Source organism: Streptomyces ficellus (genome assembly GCF_009739905.1).
Lineage (GTDB): Bacteria > Actinomycetota > Actinomycetes > Streptomycetales > Streptomycetaceae > Streptomyces > Streptomyces ficellus_A.
Window position 1 is genome coordinate 4,549,171 of the sequence record NZ_CP034279.1, and the last position, 18,345, is coordinate 4,567,515.

15 protein-coding genes and 1 other RNA gene are annotated in these 18,345 nt (G+C 72.3%); 13 read left to right on the forward strand and 3 right to left on the reverse strand.

Translation table 11 applies throughout. The features are described 5' to 3' along the window. Nucleotides 1-53 precede the first annotated feature (53 nt). The 4 genes from EIZ62_RS20340 (at nt 54) to EIZ62_RS20355 (ending at nt 5,637) form a co-directional block, all read left to right on the forward strand. Entirely contained in the window at nt 54-1,769 is a 1,716-nt protein-coding gene (locus EIZ62_RS20340) for a serine/threonine-protein kinase (protein ID WP_156694069.1), read from the forward strand. 107 nt (nt 1,770-1,876) lie between these two features. After that, nucleotides 1,877-3,112 (forward strand): serine/threonine-protein kinase, encoded by a 1,236-nt coding sequence (locus tag EIZ62_RS20345; RefSeq protein WP_156694070.1) that lies wholly within the window; start codon nt 1,877-1,879, stop codon nt 3,110-3,112. Between the two features lie 61 nt (nt 3,113-3,173). Next, on the forward strand, nt 3,174-4,280 hold the full coding sequence (gene prfB, locus EIZ62_RS20350; RefSeq protein WP_156694071.1) for a peptide chain release factor 2: 1,107 nt from the start codon (nt 3,174-3,176) through the stop codon (nt 4,278-4,280). 400 nt (nt 4,281-4,680) lie between these two features. Further along, a complete protein-coding gene (locus EIZ62_RS20355; RefSeq protein ID WP_156694072.1) occupies nt 4,681-5,637 on the forward strand; it encodes a hypothetical protein in 957 nt (318 codons plus the stop codon). Between the two features lie 93 nt (nt 5,638-5,730). On the opposite strand, the gene EIZ62_RS20360 is transcribed toward EIZ62_RS20355, so the two are convergent. Beyond that, nucleotides 5,731-5,922 carry a hypothetical protein gene (locus tag EIZ62_RS20360; protein WP_156694073.1) on the reverse strand — a complete coding sequence of 64 codons (192 nt, stop codon included), beginning with the start codon at nt 5,920-5,922 and terminating at the stop codon, nt 5,731-5,733. A 278-nt stretch (nt 5,923-6,200) separates the two neighbouring features. Between EIZ62_RS20360 and ftsE the strand changes: the two genes are divergently transcribed. The 5 genes from ftsE (at nt 6,201) to ssrA (ending at nt 10,116) form a co-directional block, all read left to right on the forward strand. Continuing rightward, entirely contained in the window at nt 6,201-6,890 is a 690-nt protein-coding gene (gene ftsE, locus EIZ62_RS20365) for a cell division ATP-binding protein FtsE (protein WP_156694074.1), read from the forward strand. Nucleotides 6,891-6,942: 52 nt separating this feature from the next. Continuing rightward, nucleotides 6,943-7,863: a permease-like cell division protein FtsX gene (ftsX, locus tag EIZ62_RS20370; RefSeq protein WP_156694075.1), complete on the forward strand. Its 921-nt coding sequence runs from the start codon at nt 6,943-6,945 to the stop codon at nt 7,861-7,863. A gap of 67 nt (nt 7,864-7,930) precedes the next feature. Further along, entirely contained in the window at nt 7,931-9,121 is a 1,191-nt protein-coding gene (locus EIZ62_RS20375; RefSeq protein ID WP_156694076.1) for a S41 family peptidase, read from the forward strand. Nucleotides 9,122-9,139: 18 nt separating this feature from the next. After that, the gene (gene smpB / locus EIZ62_RS20380) at nt 9,140-9,625 is read left to right on the forward strand and encodes an SsrA-binding protein SmpB (protein WP_156694077.1); all 486 of its coding nucleotides are present in this window, start codon (nt 9,140-9,142) and stop codon (nt 9,623-9,625) included. 120 nt (nt 9,626-9,745) lie between these two features. Next, nucleotides 9,746-10,116, forward strand: a transfer-messenger RNA (tmRNA) gene (gene ssrA, locus EIZ62_RS20385). A gap of 102 nt (nt 10,117-10,218) precedes the next feature. Here the strand turns inward: ssrA and EIZ62_RS20390 are convergent. Together EIZ62_RS20390 and EIZ62_RS20395 are read right to left on the reverse strand one after the other, a co-directional pair. Next, nucleotides 10,219-10,728, reverse strand: coding sequence for a hypothetical protein (locus EIZ62_RS20390; RefSeq protein WP_156694078.1), 510 nt, complete (start codon nt 10,726-10,728; stop codon nt 10,219-10,221). 49 nt (nt 10,729-10,777) lie between these two features. After that, on the reverse strand, nt 10,778-12,127 hold the full coding sequence (locus tag EIZ62_RS20395; RefSeq protein WP_156694079.1) for an MFS transporter: 1,350 nt from the start codon (nt 12,125-12,127) through the stop codon (nt 10,778-10,780). Between the two features lie 83 nt (nt 12,128-12,210). On the opposite strand from EIZ62_RS20395, the gene EIZ62_RS20400 reads away from it, so the two are divergent. The 4 genes from EIZ62_RS20400 (at nt 12,211) to EIZ62_RS20415 (ending at nt 18,312) form a co-directional block, all read left to right on the forward strand. After that, entirely contained in the window at nt 12,211-13,176 is a 966-nt protein-coding gene (locus EIZ62_RS20400; RefSeq protein ID WP_156694080.1) for a LysR family transcriptional regulator, read from the forward strand. Between the two features lie 223 nt (nt 13,177-13,399). Beyond that, on the forward strand, nt 13,400-14,446 hold the full coding sequence (locus tag EIZ62_RS32520; protein ID WP_244375842.1) for a hypothetical protein: 1,047 nt from the start codon (nt 13,400-13,402) through the stop codon (nt 14,444-14,446). Then, nucleotides 14,447-16,633 carry a bifunctional polysaccharide deacetylase/glycosyltransferase family 2 protein gene (locus tag EIZ62_RS20410; protein ID WP_156694081.1) on the forward strand — a complete coding sequence of 729 codons (2,187 nt, stop codon included), beginning with the start codon at nt 14,447-14,449 and terminating at the stop codon, nt 16,631-16,633. Between the two features lie 500 nt (nt 16,634-17,133). Then, nucleotides 17,134-18,312, forward strand: coding sequence for an acyltransferase family protein (locus tag EIZ62_RS20415; protein ID WP_156696514.1), 1,179 nt, complete (start codon nt 17,134-17,136; stop codon nt 18,310-18,312). Nucleotides 18,313-18,345: the final 33 nt, after the last annotated feature.

Sequence of the window (18,345 nt, forward strand, 5' to 3'; positions counted from 1 at the left end):
CCGCGGAGGCGGGCCCGGGCAGGCAAGGACCACGATCGCAGGGAGCGCATGACGTGCGGCCGGTAGGCAGCAAGTACCTGCTCGAGGAGCCGCTCGGACGCGGCGCCACGGGCACCGTCTGGCGAGCCCGCCAGCGGGAGACCGCGGGCGCCGAGGCGGCCGTGCCGGGGCAGCCCGGCGAGACCGTCGCGATCAAGGTCCTCAAGGAGGAGCTCGCGAACGACGCGGACGTGGTGATGCGGTTCCTGAGGGAACGCTCCGTCCTCCTCCGCCTCACCCACCCGAACATCGTGCGCACGCGCGACCTCGTCGTCGAGGGTGACCTGCTCGCCCTCGTCATGGACCTGGTCGACGGCCCGGACCTGCACCGCTACCTCCGGGAGAACGGCCCCCTCAGCCCGGTCGCCGCCTCCCTCCTGACCGCCCAGATCGCCGACGCGCTCGCCGCCAGTCACGCCGACGGCGTCGTCCACCGCGACCTGAAGCCCGCCAACGTGCTGCTCGCCGAGCGCGACGGCCAGATGCACCCGATGCTCACCGACTTCGGCATCGCGCGCCTCGCGGACAGCCCCGGCCTCACCCGTACGCACGAATTCGTCGGCACCCCCGCCTATGTGGCGCCCGAGTCCGCCGAGGGCCGCCCGCAGACCTCCGCCGTGGACGTCTACGGCGCGGGCATCCTGCTGTACGAGCTGGTCACCGGCCGCCCGCCGTTCGCCGGCGGCACCGCGCTCGAGGTGCTGCACCGCCACCTCAGCGAGGAGCCGCGCCGCCCCTCGACGGTCCCCGGCCCGCTGTGGACGGTCATCGAGCGCTGCCTCAGCAAGGACCCCGACCGCCGGCCCAGCGCCGAGAACCTCGCCCGCGGCCTGCGCACCGTCGCGTCGGGCATCGGCGTGCACGCCACGCCCGCCCAGATCGAGGCGGCCGAGGGCGTGGGCGCCCTGCTGGCGCCCGACCCCGCGCCGGCGCCCGTCCCCGAGGCGCCGGGCGCGGCCGACCCGACCCAGGTGCTGCCCAGCGGCGCCGCGCAGTACGACCCGTCCGCCGCCACCAGCGTGATGCCCACCAGCGGCCCGGGCGGAGGCCCCGCGGGCGCCGCCGACCCGACCGCGGTCATGCCGCCCGTACCGCCGCGTCCGGACGGGCAGCCGCAGCCGGAGGAGCCGCACCCGTGGCAGAGCCAGCTGCGCGCCGCCCGGGACCGCAACGAGCAGACACAGGTCCAGTACCTCGACCCGAGCCAGGACCCCTTGCGCCGCCGCCCGCAGCGCCAGGCGCCCCAGCAGCCGCCCCGGCACCAGCAGCAGCCCTACCCCCCGCAGGCCCAGCAGCCGCGGCAGCAGCGGCCGCCGCAGCGTCAGCAGTACGCGCCGCCGCCTCCGCAGGCGCAGTACCCGCCGCAGCACCACCAGCCCTACCCGCCGCAGCACCAGCAGCCGCAGCAGCAGCCGCAGCAGCGTCAGCAGCCGCAGGCGCCCCAGCCGCCGGCCCCGCGGCCGCCGCGCGAGCCGCGCCAGCCCCGGCAGCGCAGCGCCAACCCGATGCGCATCCCGGGCCTGGGCTGCCTCAAGGGCTGCCTGTTCACGATCGTGCTGTTCGTCGTCGCGGGCTGGCTCATCTGGGAGCTGACCCCGCTCCAGAGCTGGGTCGCCGAGGGCAAGAGCTACTGGCAGGCCATCAGCGACGGCGTGTCGACGGTGTCCGACTGGATCTCGAACCTCGGCAGCAGCTCCGGCGGCTCCGGCAACACCCCCGCCGGGCAGTAACTCTGCCGATTTGTCGACTTCCGGAGGGTGATTTCCCTCCGGAGGTGAATACCGGCGCCTGAGCCCGCGTAACTTTGTCGGGAACGCCAGCCGCTGAGGGAGCAGTCTTGGCACGGAAAATCGGCAGCCGGTACACGGCCCACCAGATCCTGGGGCGGGGCAGTGCGGGAACGGTGTGGCTCGGTGACGGCCCGGAGGGCCCGGTCGCCATCAAGCTGTTGCGCGAGGACCTGGCGTCCGACCAGGAACTCGTCGGACGCTTCGTCCAGGAGCGCACCGCCCTGCTCGGGCTGGACCACGCGCGCGTGGTGTCCGTCCGCGACCTGGTCGTCGACGGCAACGACCTCGCCCTGGTCATGGACCTGGTGCGCGGCACCGACCTGCGCACCAGGCTGGACCGGGAACGCCGGCTCGCCCCCGCGGCGGCCGTCTCGATCGTCGCCGACGTCGCCGACGCCCTGGCCGCCGCGCACGCCGCCGGAGTCGTCCACCGGGACGTCAAGCCGGAGAACATCCTGCTCGACATGGAGGGCCCGCTCGGCCCCGGCGGCGCCCACCCCGCCCTCCTGACCGACTTCGGCGTCGCCAAGCTGATCGACACCCCCGGCCGCACCAAGTCCACCCGCGTCATCGGCACGCCCGACTACGTGGCCCCGGAGATCGTCGAGGGGCTCCCGCCCCGCGCGGCCGTCGACATCTACGCGCTGGCCACGGTGCTGTACGAGCTGCTGGCGGGCTTCACGCCGTTCGGCGGCGGCCACCCGGGCGCCGTCCTGCGCCGGCACGTCACCGAGACGGTCGTTCCGCTGCCCGGCATCCCGGACGAGCTGTGGCAGCTGATCGTGCAGTGCCTCGCCAAGGCCCCGGCGTCCCGCCTGCGCGCCTCCGAGCTGGCCGCCCGCCTGCACGACCTGCTGCCGCTCGTCGCCGGCATGCCGCCGCTCGACGTCGACGAGCCGGACGCCGAGTCCGCCCCGGAGCCGTACGAGGAGGACCCGTACCCCACGGCCCCGAGCGCCCCGCGCCGGGCCGCCGTGCCGCTCGTCCCGGGCTCGTCCACCGACTCCAACCGGGACACCCACACCTCGATGCGCGTCCCGGCGCCCGACGAGCTCTCCGGCGGCCCCCACGGCACCGCCCGGGCCCCCCGCCCCGCCGGCGGGCGCCGCCCCGGTTCCGCCCGCCACAAGTCCGGAGCGGTCCGCAAGCGCCGCATCACCCTCGGTATCGCGGCCCTCGCCCTGGTGACCGCCGCCGGCGTCGGCGGCTACATGGCGACCAGCGAGGACGACCCCGGCGCCCCGCCCCAGGACTCCAAGCAGTCGGCCCCCTCCCAGCCGTAGGTGCGGCCCCGGGCCCCTCCTGGGGGGCCGGGCTGTCGCACACAGCCGTTACGCTGGTGTCGTGGCAGTCGTCGATGTATCCGAAGAGCTGAAGTCCCTCTCCACGACCATGGGGTCGATCGAGGCCGTCCTCGACCTCGACAGGTTGAGGGCAGACATCGCCGTGCTCGAGGAGCAGGCCGCGGCCCCGTCCCTGTGGGACGACCCGGAGGCGGCGCAGAAGATCACGAGCAAGCTTTCGCACCTCCAGGCGGAGGTCCGGAAGACCGAGGCGCTCCGCGGTCGCATCGACGACCTCGCCGTCCTCTTCGAGCTCGCCGAGGAGATGGACGACTCGGACACCCGCGCCGAGGCCGAGGCGGAGCTCGTCTCCGTCCGCAAGGCGCTGGACGAGATGGAGGTCCGCACCCTCCTCTCCGGCGAGTACGACGAGCGCGAGGCGCTGGTCAACATCCGCGCGGAGGCCGGTGGCGTCGACGCCTCCGACTTCGCCGAGCGCCTCCAGCGCATGTACCTGCGCTGGGCCGAGCGCCACGGGTACTCGACGGAGGTCTACGAGACGTCGTACGCGGAGGAGGCCGGCATCAAGTCGACCACCTTCGTCGTCAAGGCCCCGTACGCCTACGGCACGCTCTCCGTCGAGCAGGGCACGCACCGGCTGGTGCGCATCTCCCCGTTCGACAACCAGGGCCGCCGCCAGACGTCCTTCGCCGGCGTCGAGGTGCTGCCCGTCGTCGAGCAGTCCGACCACGTCGAGATCGACGAGTCGGAGCTGCGCGTGGACGTCTACCGCGCCTCCGGCCCCGGCGGCCAGGGTGTCAACACCACCGACTCGGCCGTGCGCATCACGCACGTGCCCACCGGCATCGTCGTCTCCTGCCAGAACGAGCGCTCCCAGATCCAGAACAAGGCGAGCGCGATGAACGTCCTCCAGGCGAAGCTGCTGGAGCGCCGCCGCCAGGAGGAGCAGGCCAAGATGGACGCCCTCAAGGGCGACGGCGGCAACTCCTGGGGCAACCAGATGCGTTCCTACGTCCTGCACCCCTACCAGATGGTCAAGGACCTCCGTACGGAGTTCGAGGTCGGCAATCCGCAGTCCGTGCTCGACGGCGAGATCGACGGCTTCCTGGAGGCGGGCATCCGCTGGCGGAAGCAGCAGGAGAAGTAGCGGGCGAAGCACTCCTCGCGGCACCCCGGAACACGCGGGTAACGGCGCCGGACAGCCCCTGAAGCGGGCGGTCCGGCGCCGTTCGCTTCACGGGTGGTCAATTCGCTGGCGCAAGCGACTGGTTGGCCTTCGGCTCGCTTTGTCGACAAGGAAACTGGCCTTTCCTGAACCAGTGTTCGCCTTTTACGTCACAGTTGCATCGTTGCTTCCCCGGCAAGCCCGATCATTTCGGGCATCGCACGCGCAACCGCCTTGACGCTTGTACGAAAACTGGGAAAGCTGACGCGCGGCATGCGCATGACTGGGGCGCGTGTGATCGGGGGCACGTGAGCACGTCCCCAGCGTCCGCTGCCCCGAGCGCTGCTCCACTGACGAAACAGCTACTGGGGGTAGCAGGCAGATGACCAAGAAGACGCGGGTCCGCGTAGCGCGGATCGCAGCCGGTGCGGTGATCGCAGCCGGAGCGTCCCTGACGGCGGCGGGCGCCGCCTCGGCGGTCGGCATAGACGTCAACGTCGCCGGCATCGGCGTGCAGGCCGATGTGAACGAGGGCGGCATCGAGGCCGGCCTCGGTATCGGCGGCGACGGCGACCCGGGTGGTGTCGACAGCGGCGGTACCACTGGTGAGCCGGGCACCACGGGTGCCACCACGGGCGAGCCCGGTACGACCGGCGCCACCACGGGCGAGCCGGGCACGACCGGCGCCACCACGGGTGAGCCCGGTACCACGGGTGCCACCACGGGCGAGCCGGGCACCACCGGCGCCACCACGGGTGAGCCCGGTACGACCGGCGCCACCACCGGTGAGCCGGGCACCACGGGTGCCACCACGGGCGAGCCGGGCACGACCGGTGCCACCACGGGTGAGCCCGGTACCACGGGTGCCACCACGGGTGAGCCCGGTACGACCGGCGCCACCACCGGCGAGCCCGGCACCACCGGCGCCACCACCGGCGAGCCGGGCACCACGGGCGGCAGCAACGGCACCTCCGGCGGCGGCAACGGGTCCACCGGCGGCAACGGTGGCGCCACGGGCGGCAACGGCGGCTCCACCGCGACCGGTGGCAGCACCGGTGGCGACCAGGGCGGCTCCTCGGCGACCGGTGGCTCCACCACCGGTGGCGAGAACGCCGGCGGCTGCACCGTCGACCTCGACGGTGCCGAGTGCGCCGACAACACCGACACCGACTCCGCCGGCTCCAAGCCGGTCGAGCAGGGCAAGGCCAAGGAGGAACTCGCCGAGACCGGCGCCGCCGAGACCTCGTTCCTGCTCATCGGCGCCGCGACGATGATCGCCGGCGGCATCGGCTTCCGCATGCTGCCGCGCCTCGTCGGCGGTGGCCGTACGGTCGCCTAAGACGGCGTAGAACGACGGAAGGGCCCGGGCGGGCCGAGATCGGCCGCCCGGGCCCTTTCCGGCGTCACGGCGGGGGTCCGGGAGTCCGGGGCTCTACGCGGTCTGGTGCGCCAGCAGGGCCAGCGCCGCGACCAGGATCGCCAGGAGCGCCAGCAGGGCCACCGGGTTCAGCCCGTTGAAGGGGCCCTCCTGCTGGAGGCGCTCACGATTGGCCCGGCAGACGGGGCAGCGACCCTCGTTGACGGGCGCCGCGCAGTTGGCGCACACCAGTCGGTCATAGGTCATGCGCTCTCCTCCTCCCGCGCGGCGGAGCCGCAGACACGGACCGTGCACCGACGCGGAGTGTGCACACAGTTCTCTCCGCACAACGCTCAGGGAAACGCATCCGTTCCCCCTACCACTGTGCCAGCTTCGCGGAGTTTAGGCGCGGCCCGCCGGATTCCGCCCCCTGCCGGCCGCCACCCCACCCGGACAAAAGGCGCAAGGCCGGACGGCGACTGCACGCGGCATGCCCAGTCGCGTATGGTCACGCACACCTACTCCCTGCCGACCGTGGTGCACCCGTGATCCGATTCGACAACGTCTCCAAGACCTACCCGAAGCAGAACCGCCCCGCGCTGAGGGACGTCTCGCTCGAGATCGAGAAGGGCGAGTTCGTCTTCCTGGTCGGGTCCTCCGGCTCCGGAAAGTCCACCTTCCTGCGGCTGGTCCTGCGCGAGGAGCGCACCAGCCACGGCACGGTGCACGTCCTGGGCAAGGACCTCGCCCGGCTGTCCAACTGGAAGGTGCCGCACATGCGCCGCCAGCTCGGGACCGTCTTCCAGGACTTCCGCCTCCTGCCCAACAAGACCGTCGCGCAGAACGTGGCGTTCGCGCAGGAGGTCATCGGCAAGCCGCGCGGCGAGATCCGCAAGGCCGTGCCCCAGGTCCTCGACCTCGTCGGCCTCGGCGGCAAGGAGGACCGGATGCCCGGCGAGCTGTCCGGCGGTGAGCAGCAGCGCGTCGCCATCGCCCGCGCGTTCGTCAACCGCCCGATGCTGCTGATCGCCGACGAACCGACCGGCAACCTGGACCCGCAGACCTCCGTCGGCATCATGAAGCTCCTGGACCGGATCAACCGCACCGGCACCACCGTCATCATGGCGACGCACGACCAGAACATCGTCGACCAGATGCGCAAGCGGGTCATCGAGCTGGAGAAGGGCCGTCTCGTACGCGACCAGGCGCGCGGCGTCTACGGCTACCAGCACTGAGCAGCAGCACCAGCAGCACCCCGCAGCAGCAAGGAAAGGCTGAACGCACGCGATGCGCGCCCAGTTCGTACTGTCGGAGATCGGTGTCGGCCTCCGTCGCAACCTCACGATGACCTTCGCCGTCATCGTCTCCGTGGCCCTGTCCCTCGCCCTCTTCGGCGGCGCGCTGCTCATGCGCGAGCAGGTCAGCGTGATGAAGGACTTCTGGTACGACAAGGTCAACGTCACGATCTACCTCTGCAACAAGAACGACGCCGCCGCGGGCGGAACGTGCGACAAGGGCGCGGTCACCGCCCAGCAGAAGAAGGAGATCGAGGCCGACCTCGCCAAGCTGGACACCATCGTCGAGAAGGTCCACCACGAGACGGCGGACGAGGCGTACAAGCACTACAAGGAGCAGTACGGCGACACCGCCATCGCCAGCATCATCACGCCGGACCAGATGCAGGAGTCGTACCGGGTCAAGCTGAAGGACCCGGAGAAGTACAAGGTCGTGGCGACCGCGTTCGCCGGGCGGGCCGGTGTGCACTCCGTGCAGGACCAGCGGCAGACGCTGGAGAACCTCTTCCAGATGATGCGCGGCATGAACGTGGCGGCACTGTGCGTCATGGCCCTGATGCTCGTCATCGCGCTGATGCTGATCGTCAACACCGTGCGCGTGTCCGCGTTCAGCCGGCGCCGGGAGACCGGCATCATGCGGCTGGTCGGCGCGTCCAGCTTCTACATCCAGATGCCGTTCATCATGGAAGCCGCGGTCGCCGGCCTGCTGGGCGGCGTCGTGGCCTGCGGAATGCTGCTGGTCGGGCGGTACTTCATGATCGACGCCGGGCTGAACCTCGCCCAGAGCATGCCGTTGGTCAACTTCATCGGCTGGGACGCGGTGATCACGGTCCTGCCGCTCGTCGTGGTCATCGGCCTGCTGATGCCCTCCCTGGCGGCCGCCATCGCGCTGCGCAAGTACCTGAAGGTGTGACGATCGCCCTTGGCGCCGCGCCGCCAACAACCGTACGGCGCCATTTCCTTGTCCTAGAGTGGGCGCCATGCTGGGCCCCGAGTTCTGTACCCGGCCCCGCGGTGCTCGCAGCCGCGGGGCGGCCCTGACATTCGTCTTCGCCTCCGTCCTCGTGGCCGCCGCGGTGACCAACTGCCTTCCGCAGGACGAGCGGAAGCCGCCCGGGCCGGGCGGCTCCCCGGCCGCCGCGCACCAGGCAGGTGAGGGACGCGGCCGGGTCGACCAGCGGGAGCTGGCCCGCGCGGCGGCCGAGGCCGTGGCGGACGGCAAGTCCGGCACCAAGGCGGCCCGGGAGGTCGTCAGCCGCAGCGGCGACCGCTGGGGCGCCGTCTACGACCGGCGTGAGTACGAGGAGTTCGAGCAGGCCCTCGACGGGCGGTACACGGGCGTCGGCCTGTCCGCCCGCCGTGCCGCCGGCGGCCGGATCGAGGTGGCGCGCGTCCAGGACGGCGGCCCGGCGGACCGGGCGGGTCTCAGGGCCGGCGACCGGATCCGCACCGTCGACGGCCGCCCGGTGGACGGCCGTTCCGCCGCGGAGGTCGTCGCCCTGCTGCGGGGGGACGGCGCGCCGGCCGGCTCACCGGTCGCCGTCGGCGTGCAGCGCGGCACGCGCGCGTGGAACGAGACGCTGCGCCGGGCCAGGCTCGCCACGGAGGATGTGACCGTGCAGCGGCTGGCCGACGGTTCCTTGCGGATCACGGTCGCGGCGTTCACCAAGGGCACCGGGCAGCGGGTGCGGGACGCGGTCCGCGCCGCCCCCCGGGACGCGGGCGTCCTGCTCGACCTGCGGGGCAACAGCGGCGGCCTGGTCACCGAGGCCGTCACCGCGGCCTCCGCGTTCCTGGACGGCGGCCTCGTCGCCACCTACGACGTGCACGGCGAGGAACGGGCGCTGCACGCGCGGCCGGGCGGCGACACCGGCAGGCCGCTGGTGGCGCTGGTGGACGGCGGCACGATGAGCGCGGCCGAGCTGCTCGCCGGGGCCCTGAAGGACCGCGGCCGGGCGGTGACCGTCGGCAGCAGGACCTTCGGCAAGGGCTCCGTGCAGATGCCGAGCCGGCTGCCCGACGGATCGGTCGCCGAGCTGACCGTGGGCCACTACCGCACCCCCGCCGGGCACGGCGTCGACGGCCGGGGCATCACCCCCGACCTGGTGGCCGCCGACCGTGCCGAGGAGCGGGCCCGCACGGTATTGAGTGGCCTCGGGGGCGGTTCGTAGTGCGAAAATGGCGGCACTATGGCTAAGGAAAAGAACACCGGGCGCAAACTGATCGCGCAGAACAAGAAGGCGCGGCACGACTACACCATCATCGACACCTACGAGTGCGGGCTGGTGCTGACCGGTACCGAGGTGAAGTCGCTGCGCCAGGGGCGGGCCTCCCTGGTGGACGGGTTCGTCCAGATCGACGGCAACGAGGCCTGGCTCCACAACGTGCACGTGCCGGAGTACGCGCAGGGGACGTGGACCAACCACAGCGCCCGGCGCAAGCGGAAGCTGCTGATGCACCGGGTCGAGATCGACAAGCTGGAGTCGAAGTCCCAGGAGACGGGTCACACCATCGTGCCCCTGTCCCTGTACTTCAAGGACGGCCGGGCGAAGGTCGAGATCGCGCTGGCGAAGGGCAAGAAGGAGTACGACAAGCGGCAGACGCTGCGGGAGAAGCAGGACCGCCGTGAGGCGGAGCGGGTGATCTCGGCGGTCAAGCGCCGGGAACGGGCCTGACGGGACCGGGTCCGCCGCCGGGAATAGGCTGGCACCCTCGGGCGTTGGTCACGTACGATGGCACCTGCCCCTCACAGCGGGGGCACGCCCCCTCGGGGGCACGGTTTGAAAAATCAACATGGGGATGATCGGTTTCGACAGCGGATGTCGAAGCAGGGGAAGCGTGTCGAGGAAGCGGCAATGATCTCGTAAACCATATGTCGCAAAAAATAATCGCCAATACCAAGCGCGATTCCTTCGCCCTCGCTGCCTAAGTAGCGAGCTTGCGAAGTGTCAGCCCGGGGCTGTTCCCGACCCGGATCCTGGCATCAGCTAGGGAACTAAACCTCTAGGCCCGGTCACGGGGTGTAGAGGGAAATCAAACAGTGACTGAGCCCGTCGGAGACTTGTCCGCGTGATCTCCGGGGCCGAGAAAATCGCAGCGGACTGCACACGGAGAAGCCCTGATTCTGCACCGTTGGACGCGGGTTCGATTCCCGCCATCTCCACGAGCGGTACCTCCGGGGGCGTGCCCCCGGACCCGTCACCCCATGTAGCCCCTGACCTGCGTCGAAAGTCGCAGGTCAGGGGTTTTTTCATGCCTCTCTCCGGCCTCAGGAGGACTCGGAGATGGCCTGGCAGTCGGCCAGGGTGGTGTCGTCGTTCTCCATGCACTCGTCGTACGTCATGCCGGAGGTGTCGACCCCGCTGTCACTGCTGCCGTCACTGCTGTCGCTCTCGTCGGAGGAGTCGCCGGAGGAGTCGTCGGAGGGGCGGTTGCTGGGGTGGTTCACCCCGTAAGTGTCGTCCCACGCCTTCTTCGGCATGTCGTAGAGCTTGTGGCAGTCCAGGCCGTCGGTGTCCTCGCCCCACGTCTTGGGATCCGTGTGGGCGCTCGCGCAGGTGAGGAGCCGGCGCTGCTCCTCGTACTCGCCGACGGTGTCCGGGTGCTGGGCCCATATGAGGACGGTGAAGACCGCCGTGGTGACGAGCGAGGCCACCGCGAGGGCGCCGGCGGCCACCTTCAGGGCGGAAAGGCTCCGCTTCCTGCGGCCGGCGGGGTCCGGTGGGGCGGGTGGCATGGCCGGGGCGGGCGGAGGGACGGGTGCGGTGGTGTCGGACACGGTTCTCCTGTTCGGGCGGGCGTCGGGGCAGGCGATCGCCAGGCCGGAATCATCCCGCGTGCCCGGTCCCGCGCGGGGCCGTTCGGGGGAATTGCCCGACCACGCCCACGAGGGCCAGCAGCAGGGCGGCGGCCGCCGCGGCGACCGGCACGCCGTACCCCGCGACGGAGCCGATGTGCTCAGCCGCCCAGCCGCCGGTCGCCGAACCCGCCGCGATGCCGCCCAGCAGGGCGGTGACCGCGAGCGTCATGCCCTCGTTCAGTTGCCCCGGCGGGGTCAGGCGCTGGACCAGCGTCATCCCCGTCACCATCGTCGGCGCGGTCGCCATCCCGGCCAGCAGCAGGCCGCCCCCCAGCGCGAGGAGCGAACCGGTACCGCCCGCCGCGAGCAGCGGCAGCGACATCAGGGCGGCCATCGCGGCGAGGCAGCCCAGCAGCCGGCGCCCCACGTCCCGGGCCGGCCGCACCGAGCCGTACACCAGGCCCGCCGCGCACGACCCGGCCGCCTGGAGCGCCAGCAGCGCCCCGGCCGCGGGGCCGTCCACGTACGCGAGGGTGACGACCTCCATCGAGCCGAAGACCGCGCCGGTCGCCAGGAAGACCGCCAGCAGGGCGGGCACCCCGGCCGTGCGCAGCGGTGAGCGCGCCCGGCCGGTGCGCGGCGAGACGGGCGGCTCGGTGGCGCGCTGCGCGGCGAGGACGAGCACCCCGGCGAGCAGCAGGACCGCGCCGGCCAGGGTGCCGGCCTCCGGGAACAGGGCGGCGCACAGGAACGCGGCGAGCACCGGGCCGAGCATGAAGCACAGCTCGTCGACGGCCTGCTCGAAGGCGTTGGCGGTGTGGACGGCGGCTGGGTCGTGCCGGTACAGGTGCGCCCAGCGCGCGCGGGACATGCCGCCCGTGTTGGGGGTGGTCGCGGTCGCGGCGTACGCGGCGAACAGGGTCCACGCGGGCGCGTGGTGGTGGACGCACAGCAGCAGGGCGAGCGAGCCGAGGACGGCGATCACGGTGGCGGGCACGGCGACGCGCGCCTGCCCGTACCGGTCGACCAGCCGTGCCGTGAACGGTGCCACCAGCGCGGTGGCGGCGAGCCCGGTGGCCGTGACGGCCCCGGCGAGGGCGTAGGAACCGTACCCGCCGGCGATCATGACGACCGCGCTCACGCTGAACATGCCCATGGGGAGCCGGGCGATCAGGTTCCCGGCGGTGAAGGCGCGGGTGCCGGGCACCGTGAACAGGCGGCGGTAGGAGGCGAACGCCCGCGGGCCCCGGCCGGGTGGCCGGCGTCCGGGCGGCCTCGTGCGGCGTTCCGTGCCCCGGCCCGGCTCCCGGTAGGAGGGGGCCAGGACCAGGGCCTCGGGGGTCAGGGCGAGCAGCGGGGCGTTCTTCGTCTGCGGCATGCCCCCAGCCTGGTCGGGCGGTCCGCCGCCGGTCCAACACCTGTCGGGAGCCCATTGACGCACCCGCGTTGTAAATTCGGCGGGTGGTCCCCGACATAGAACCGCGGCTTCTCCGCGCCTTCGTGGCCGTCGCCGGCGAACTGCACTTCACCCGCGCGGCCGCCCGGCTGTACGTCGCCCAGCAGGCGCTCAGCCGGGACATCCGCCGCCTGGAGCGGGAGCTGGGCGCCGAGCTGTTCACCCGCACCACGCGGCAGGTGGCGCTGACGGCGGACGGGGAGCGGCTGCTGCCGTACGCGCACGGCGTGCTGGCGGCGTACGACGAGCTGGGCGCCGCCTTCGCCGACGGCGCGCGGCCGTTGCTGGTGGACCTCAACACCGACGGCATGATCAGCGGCCGGGTGCTGGCGCGGGCGCGCGAACTGGCTCCCGAGTGCGAGCTGATGGCCCGCTACGAGCGCGGGCTGACCGGCGCGGCCGCCGAGATCGCCGCCGGACGGCTCGACGTGTCCTTCGGGCGGTTCGCCGGGCTCGCGCCCGCCGAGCGCGCCCGGCTGTCTGCGCAGCCCGTGCGGTACGAGCCGATGGCGGTGCTCCTGCCGGACGACCACCCGCTGGCGGACCGGCCCGTGGTGGAGCTGGCCGCGCTCGCCGGGGAGTCCGTGTACGCGGGTGCGGGGAACCCGGCCACCCGGGAGTGGACCGACCTGGCCGAGCGGCTCTTCGCCGGGCGCGGCATCAGGATCGCCCCGCCGGCGCCGGTGGCGATCGGGGCGGAGGAGTTCCGGCGGGTGATGGCCCGGACCCGTACGCCCGTCCTGGCCGCCGTGGACTTCCCGGTCATGCCCGGGTGCGTGCTGCGGCCCCTCGTCGACCCGGTGCCGCTCTCGCCGGTCTCGCTGGTGTGGCGCAAAGGGCTGACCCATCCGGGCGTCACCGCGCTGCGCCGGGCGGCGGCTGAAATGTCCCGTTGTGAGGGATGGCTGGAGCGGCCTGCCGGAGCGTGGCTTCCCGAGGGTGATTTGACGCACATGTGCCCGAATCAATGAACGATAAGCCCTCTTGTCACAGCCGTGCGCTACATTCATGGTCCGGGTGCAGTGTGGTGGGGGCGCTCCGGCAGGGTGGGGGCCCGGTCCGGTGCGAGTACCCAGATGGTCCGTGTGCGCACCCTTGGTCCGTTCAGTGGGGGATGTGCGTACAACAGTGGACAATTGGCGTGGAAGTGCCTGGGATGGGCACCAGAACGAGCCACTCGACAGCACCGTTCAGGTGGACAGTCTGACCGCGTTCGACGCGTTCGGGCGCCGCACCGACGGCGGCGCCGGACTTTCGCCGGACGACGGTTTCGGTCACCAGAGCGGTACCGCCGGGCACCCGGCCGGCACCTCCGCCTACGCGGCGGACGGTCACGGCTACCCGACCCACGACGGCTACCAGCCCGACGGCCACGGCTACCTCGCCGACGGCACCGGGTACCCGGCCGACGCCACCGGCCACGGCTACGCGAGCGACGGCGACGCCGCCATGGACGAGACGATCGCCTACCGGCCCGAGGGCCACGCCCCGGACCTCGCCGCCCCGGACCTCGCCGACCCGCACGCCGCGGGCCCGGACTTCGGGACCGCCGAGCTCCCCGCCGTGGCGGCGTCCGTCCCGGCGGACGGCACCGCGCCCGCGTCGCCCGCAGCCCCGGTGGACGCGGAGCCCTCCGACGGCCCCGTGTTCGTCGACGAGAGCGGCCGCCGCAGCAAGAAGTTCCGCCGGCTCGGCTGGGTGCTGGCGACCGCGTGCGCGGTGTACGCCATCACGCTCGTCGTCTCCGTGATCGGCGGCAACTCCGCCGCCCCCTGGCTGCTCATACCCGGGCCCGCCGACGAGAAGAAGACCGAGACCGTCCAGGTCGAGCCCGCGCCCAGCACCAGCGAGGCGCCCAAGAACGACACCCCCGGCGCCGTACCCGGCGCCCCCGCGCCCACCGACTCGACGGGCGCGGTGATCCCGCGGCCCGCCGACGGCGGCCCGGAAGGCGTGCCCGCCACCCCCCGCCCCGGCACCTCGTCGGCGCCGGGCGCCACGCCCCCCGGCACGGGCACCGACGGCGGCACGGTCGTCGACGACGACAAGCCCGACGTCAAGCCCACCCCCGGCCGGCCCACCGACGGCGGCACCACCCCGCAGCCGCCGCCCGTCGTCCCGCCGGACCCCGTGGACCCGGACCCCACGGACACGGCCCCGACGACACCGACGGACGAACCCACCGACCCGCAGGTCGGAGACAGCGGCGGCCAGCAGATGGCCGCGGAAGGCGCACAGTAAATGAGTTCCCCCGGCAAGCGGCGCGCCCAGAAGCAGAGGCGCAGCCGCAGACGCAGGCTGCCCATGCGCTATCTGCTGCCGTCCCTCTTCCTGGTCGCGCTCCTCGCGATGCTGATGCTGCGCGGCTACGTCCACAGCGAGATCCTCGCCGACCACCGCGTACGCCCCCCGGTCTCCTACGACCAGGTCCCCGAGCACATCCTCAAGGGCGGACCGGTCATCGACGCCCGTGACAAGAACGCCCCCAAGGCCCTCAGCGTCCCGGACAAGAAGCTCGTCCTGACCTTCGACGACGGCCCGGACCCGGTCTGGACGCCCCGCGTCCTGGACAAGCTGAAGGAGTACGACGCCCACGGCGTCTTCTTCGTCACCGGCACCATGGCCTCGCGCCACCCCGACCTGGTCGAGCGGATGGTGAAGGAGGGCCACGAGGTCGGCCTGCACACCTTCAACCACCCCGACCTGTCCTTCCAGACCAAGAACCGCATCGACTGGGAGCTGTCGCAGAACCAGCTCGCCATCGCCGGTGCCGCCGGCGTGCGCACCTCGCTCTTCCGCCCGCCGTACTCCTCCTTCTCCAGCGCCCTGGACAACGAGGCGTGGCCGGTCACGCAGTACATCGGCGAGCGCGGCTACATCACCGCCTTCAACAACACCGACTCCGAGGACTGGAAGCGCCCCGGCGCCGACGCGATCATCAAGCGCTCCACGCCCAAGGGCACCCAGGGCGCGATCGTGCTGATGCACGACTCCGGTGGCGACCGCTCCCAGACCGTCGAGGCCCTCGACCGCTTCCTGCCGCAGATGCAGAAGCGGGGGTACGACTTCACGGTCCTCACCGAGGCGCTCGGCGCGCCCAGCGCCCACACCCCGGTCACCGGCCTGGAGCTGTGGAAGGGCAGGGCCTGGGTCGGCGCGGTCGCCGTGTCCGAGAGCACCACCTCGGTCCTGGTCGGCGGCCTCGCCATCATCGGTGTCCTGGTCATCGGCCGCTTCGGCCTGATGCTGCTCCTGTCGTTCGCGCACGCCCGCAAGGTCCGCCGGCGCGGCTTCCGCTGGGGCCCGACCGTCACCGAACCGGTGACGGTGCTGGTCCCGGCGTACAACGAGAAGGAGTGCATCGAGAACACGGTGCGCTCGCTGATGGCCAGCGACCATCCCATCGAGGTCATCGTCATCGACGACGGCTCCTCGGACGGGACCGCCGACATCGTCGAGAACATGTGGCTGCCCAACGTCCGCGTGGTGCGCCAGGTCAACTCCGGCAAGCCCGAGGCGCTCAACAACGGCATCCGCAACGCCCGCTACGACATCATCGTGATGATGGACGGCGACACGGTCTTCGAGCCGTCCACCGTCCGCGAGCTGGTCCAGCCGTTCGGCGACCCGCGCGTCGGCGCGGTCGCGGGCAACGCCAAGGTCGGCAACCGCGACTCGCTCATCGGGGCCTGGCAGCACATCGAGTACGTGATGGGCTTCAACCTCGACCGCCGCATGTACGACCTGCTGGGCTGCATGCCCACCATCCCGGGCGCCGTCGGCGCGTTCCGCCGCGAGGCCCTGGACCGGGTCGGCGGCATGAGCGAGGACACCCTCGCCGAGGACACCGACATCACCATGGCCATGCACCGCGACGGCTGGCGCGTGGTCTACGCCGAGAAGGCCCGCGCCTGGACCGAGGCGCCGGAGTCCGTGCAGCAGCTGTGGTCCCAGCGCTACCGCTGGTCCTACGGCACGATGCAGGCCATCTGGAAGCACCGCCGCGCGATCATCGAGCGCGGCCCGTCCGGCCGCTTCGGCCGGGTCGGCCTGCCGCTGGTGTCGCTGTTCATGGTGCTGTTCCCGCTGCTGGCGCCGCTCATCGACGTGTTCCTGCTGTACGGCCTGATCTTCGGCCCCACCGGCCAGACGGTCGTGGCCTGGCTCGGCGTGCTCGCCATCCAGGCGGTGTGCGCCGCGTACGCCTTCCGGCTCGACCGGGAGCGGATGGTCCACCTCATATCCCTGCCGCTCCAGCAACTGCTGTACCGGCAGTTGATGTACGTGGTGCTGCTCCAGTCCTGGATCACCGCCCTCACCGGCGGCCGGCTGCGCTGGCAGAAGCTGCGCCGGACGGGTGTCGTCGAGGCGCCCGGCTCCATACCGACCCAGCGGCGCAGCGGTGAGGATCGGAGGCCCGTCGCATGACGACCCCGACCGGCCGCCCCGGCGGCGAGGGCTCCGACTGGTTCGGCACCCCGCCGCCGGCCGGCGACGCGCCCCGCCCGGGCGACTTCCCGGCCACCGGCCCGCAGTCCCAGGACGCGGCCCCCTACGGCCAGGACACCCCCTACGGCCAGGACCCGTACGGTCAGGACTCCTCCTACGGGCGGGACCCGTACGGCCAGGCCCCCTCCAGCCACGACTCCTACGGCCAGGGGGGCTCCGGCCCGTACGGCGGTCACGGCCGCGGCCCCGCCCCGGCGGCGTACGAGCCGGACCCGCCCGGCGCCCGCCCCGCCGACCGGGCGCCCGGCGGCACCGACCCGTTCGACGGCGCCTTCGCCGACCCGTTCGACCGCCCCTTCGACGCCCCCGCCGCGCACGCCCCCGCCCCGCGCGGCAACGGCGGCGACGGCGGCGGCACCGGCACCCTCACCGCCCCCGGCGACACCGGCACGACGACCGCGCTGGAGACCACCGGCGGAGTGCCGCGCGCACGGCACAAGGCGGAGGTGGCGGGCGGTCCCGCCCCGGCGGCCTCGCGGCCCGGCCGCGACCGCTACCTGGACCTGCTGCGCGCCATCGCCCTGCTCCGCGTGATCGTCTATCACATCTTCGGCTGGGCCTGGCTCACGGTCCTGTTCCCGTCCATGGGCGTGATGTTCGCGCTCGCCGGGTCACTGATGGCGCGCTCGCTGTCGCGGCCCGCGTGGGGCGTGATCCGGGGGCGTGTCCGACGGCTGCTGCCGCCCATGTGGGCGTTCTCGCTCACCGTCGTACCGATCATGTTCTACTTCGGCTGGAAGCCGCTGAAGGAAGAAGGCCTGTGGTGGTTCGCCAAGCTGGCCACCTACATCTTCCCGATCGGCGCCCCGCCCTACCCCTGGCACAGCGGCAGCCAGTCCGGGCTGCTGGAGGACACCTGGGCGGTGCAGGCCGCGGGCCCGCTCTGGTACATCCGCGCCTACCTCTGGTTCGTGATCGCCTCGCCGCTGCTGCTGTGGGCGTTCCGCAAGGTGCCGTGGGTGACGCTGCTCGCGCCGCTCGGCCTCACCGCGATCGTCGGCTCCGGCCTGATCAAGATCCCCGGTGAGACCGGCAACGCGATCACCGACTTCGCCTGCTACGGCTCCTGCTGGGTGCTGGGCTTCGCGCACAACGAGGGCCTGTTCCAGAAGGTGCCCCGCTACATCACGGTCTCCGTGTCCGCGCTGATCATGTCCTTCGGGCTGTGGTGGGCGTCCGGGCACCTCGGCCCGGACGGCTGGGACCTCAACGACATCCCGCTCGCCCAGGCCACCTGGTCGTTCGGCTTCTGCGTGATCCTGCTCCAGTACTCGCCGTCCTGGAAGGAACTGCCGGGGAAGCTGGCCGCCTGGGACACGGTGGTCACCCTGGCCAACAACCGGGCCGTGACCATCTACCTCTGGCACAACCTGCTGATCATGGCCACCATCCCGATCATCGACCTGCTGTGGAAGATCCCGGGTGTCTGGCCGACCTACGCGGGCGCCCTGGAGAGCGCGTACACCGTGCTCATGCTGATCGCGGTCTTCCCGCTCATCGGCCTGATGATCATGTCCGTGGGCTGGCTGGAGGACGTCGCCGCCAAGCGGAAGCCCAGGCTCTGGCCGAACGGAGCCAAGAAGAAGGCCCGCGGCTAGCCGCGTGCTCACAGCACGCCCGCCCGGCGGGTG

Excerpts from the sequence above, each read along its gene's own strand:
- EIZ62_RS20360 (WP_156694073.1), bottom strand. The coding sequence starts at position 5,922 with ATGACCTATGACCGACTGGTGTGCGCCAACTGCGCGGCGCCCGTCAAC.
- EIZ62_RS20395 (WP_156694079.1), bottom strand. The coding sequence starts at position 12,127 with ATGCCGCAGACGAAGAACGCCCCGCTGCTCGCCCTGACCCCCGAGGCC.
- EIZ62_RS20355 (WP_156694072.1), top strand. The coding sequence starts at position 4,681 with ATGACCAAGAAGACGCGGGTCCGCGTAGCGCGGATCGCAGCCGGTGCG.
- smpB (WP_156694077.1), top strand. The coding sequence starts at position 9,140 with ATGGCTAAGGAAAAGAACACCGGGCGCAAACTGATCGCGCAGAACAAG.
- EIZ62_RS20410 (WP_156694081.1), top strand. The coding sequence starts at position 14,447 with ATGAGTTCCCCCGGCAAGCGGCGCGCCCAGAAGCAGAGGCGCAGCCGC.
- ftsX (WP_156694075.1), top strand. The coding sequence starts at position 6,943 with ATGCGCGCCCAGTTCGTACTGTCGGAGATCGGTGTCGGCCTCCGTCGC.
- EIZ62_RS20375 (WP_156694076.1), top strand. The coding sequence starts at position 7,931 with ATGCTGGGCCCCGAGTTCTGTACCCGGCCCCGCGGTGCTCGCAGCCGC.